Raw genomic sequence first — 2,584 nt, 5'->3', positions numbered from 1 at the left:
ATCGGGGAGTTCGACGGCCACCCCGCGCGCCCACGCCTGCCCCACGGCGTGCAGCAGATGGCGCCGGTCGGAGCCGGACTGCTTCGCCCCGCGCAGGGTGGTCACCGGGCGCACGGCCCGGCCGGCGACCTGGTCGGCGAACCGGCCCAGCGCCCGGCCCGGGCCGAGCTCCAGCAGCACCGCGTCCGGGGCGGCGGCCAGCAACTCGGCCACGCCGTCGGCGAACCGCACGGTCGCGCGGGCCTGCCGGGCCCAGTAGCCGGGGTCGGTGGCCTCGGCGTCGGTGATCCAGGTGCCGGTGACGTCGGAGACGAAGGGGATGTCCGGGGTGCGCGGCGCCGCGGTGCCGACGAGCTCGGCGAACGGGCCGGTCATCGGGTCGAGCATCGCCGAGTGGAAGGCGTGCGAGGTGACCAGCCGCCTGGCCGCCACGCCGCGCTCGGCGAGGCGTGCCTCGGCGGCGCGCACCGCCTCCTCGGTGCCGGACAGCACGCAGCGGCGGGGCGCGTTGAGCGCGGCGACGCCCAGCCCGTCACCGGTCAGTTCGGCCGCCTCGGCCTCGGAGAGCTCCACCGCCAGCATGGCGCCGCGCGGCAGCTCGCCCATCATCCGGCCCCGGGCGGCGACCAGCCGCACGGCGTCGGGGAGGGTGAACACCCCCGCCACGCAGGCGGCCGTCCACTCCCCCAGGCTGTGCCCGAGCAGGGCGACGGGGCGCACGCCGCGCGACTGCCACCAGCGGGCCAGCGCGTACTCGACGGCGAAGAGCGCGGGCTGCGCGAGCCGGGTGTCCACCAGCGGATCGGCGGCGCCCTCGGCCGCGGGCGCGCTCAGCAGGGCCCGCAGGTCGATGCCCTCGCCGGCGAGCAGATCGGCGACCTCGCCCAGGTGCCGGGCGAACTCCGGCTCGGTGCGCAGCAGTCCGGCGGCCATGCCCTGGTACTGGGTGCCCTGCCCGGGGAAGAGGAAGGCGACCGGGGTCTCGCCGCGCTGGTGCTCCCGGCCGGCCCGGCGCAGGGCGGCGGCGGCCTCGGCGGGGCCGGCGGCGACCACCGCGGCGCGGTGGGGGAAGCGGCGGCGCCGGTGGGCGAGGGTGTGGGCGACGTCGCGCAGGTCCGGGGCGGCGGTCTCCTCCAGCGCGTCCGCCAGCCGGGAGGCGGCCGAGGCCAGCGCGTCCTCGCTGCGCGCGGAGACCACGATCAGCTGCTCGCCGTCCTCGGCGCCGTCCTGCGCGGGCGGCGCGGCCGGCGGCTGCTCCAGCACCACGTGGGCGTTGGTGCCGCCCACGCCGAAGGAGCTGACGCCGGCCCGGCGCGGCCCCTCGCCCGGGGGCCACGGGGTGAGCCGGTCGACCACGGCGAACGGCGACTTCTCGTTCGTCCGGGGGTTGCGCCGCCGGTAGTGCAGGCTCGCCGGCAGCACGCCCTCGCGCACCGCGAGCACCGTCTTGATCAGGCCGATCACGCCCGAAGCGGCGTTCAGATGGCCGATGTTGGTCTTCACCGAGCCGACGTGCACCGAGCCGGGCGCCAGGCCCTCCGCGCCGAACACCTCGTCCAGCGCCGCGAGTTCCACCGGGTCGCCGATGGCGGTGCCGGTGCCGTGCGCCTCGACGTAGCCGACGGTGGCGGGGCTGACCCCGGCCGCCGAGTAGGCGTCGTGCAGCACCTGGACCTGGCCGTCGACGCTGGGCGCGGTGTACCCGGTCTTGCGGGCGCCGTCGTTGTTCACGGCCGTGCCCAGGATCACCGCGTGCACCCGGTCGCCGTCGGCGAGGGCGTCGGAGAGCCGCTTGAGCGCGACGACGCCGACCCCGCTGCCGAAGACGGTGCCGGAGGCGTCCGCGTCGAAGGCCCGGCAGTATCCGTCGGGCGACTGGATGCCGCCGGTCTCGTGGACGTACCCCCAGTCCTGCGGCAGCTTCAGGGAGGCGCCGCCGGCCAGGGCCATGTCGCACTGGTAGTCCAGCAGGGCCCGGGCCGCCTCGGCGACCGCGACCAGCGAGGTGGAGCAGGCGGTCTGCACGGTGACGGCGGGCCCGGTCAGGCCGAGCCGGTGGGCGACCCGGCTGGTCAGGTAGTCCTTGTCGTTGCCGTGCAGCAGGGCCGCCGGGTACTCGCCGAGCAGTTGGTCGCGGCCCAGGCCGGGCAGCACGTTGAGCACGAGGTAGGAGTTGAAGGACGTGCCGCCCCACACCCCGATCCGCCCGCCGGCCCGCTCCGGGTCGCAGCCGGCGTCCTCCAGCGCCGCCCAGCACTGCTCCAAAAAGAGCCGGTGCTGCGGGTCGGCGAGGGCCGCCTCGCGCGGTGTCATGCCGAAGAACTCGGCGTCGAAGTCCTCCGCCGCGCGCAGCGGGGCGACGGCCGGCACATAGCCGTCCGGGGCGTCCTCCGGTACGGCGGTGCGCTCGATGGACTCCACCCCGCGCACCAGGTTGTCCCAGAACCCGGCGGCGTCGTCGGCCCCCGGGACCCGGCAGGCCAGGCCGACGACCGCGATCCGCTCGAAGTCGCCGGGCCCCTCGTCGTACTCCTCCATGGTCACCCTCGGTTCCCCCGGTTCAGCCATCTGCCTGTCCCCTTCT

The 2,584-nt window shown here is 76.6% G+C and carries 1 protein-coding gene; it reads right to left on the bottom strand.

What is annotated here, in order from left to right; all coding sequences use genetic code 11:
* Nucleotides 1-2,568: type I polyketide synthase (locus ACLU3S_RS36625; RefSeq protein WP_413956292.1), on the bottom strand; the 2,568-nt coding region annotated here is incomplete at its 3' end.
* Nucleotides 2,569-2,584 lie beyond the last annotated feature (16 nt).

It is taken from the genome of Streptomyces sp. AF1A (assembly GCF_047340315.1).
Lineage (GTDB): Bacteria > Actinomycetota > Actinomycetes > Streptomycetales > Streptomycetaceae > Streptomyces.
Note: the sequence above shows the minus strand (reverse complement) of the source record. Positions and strands in the feature narration are given on the sequence as shown.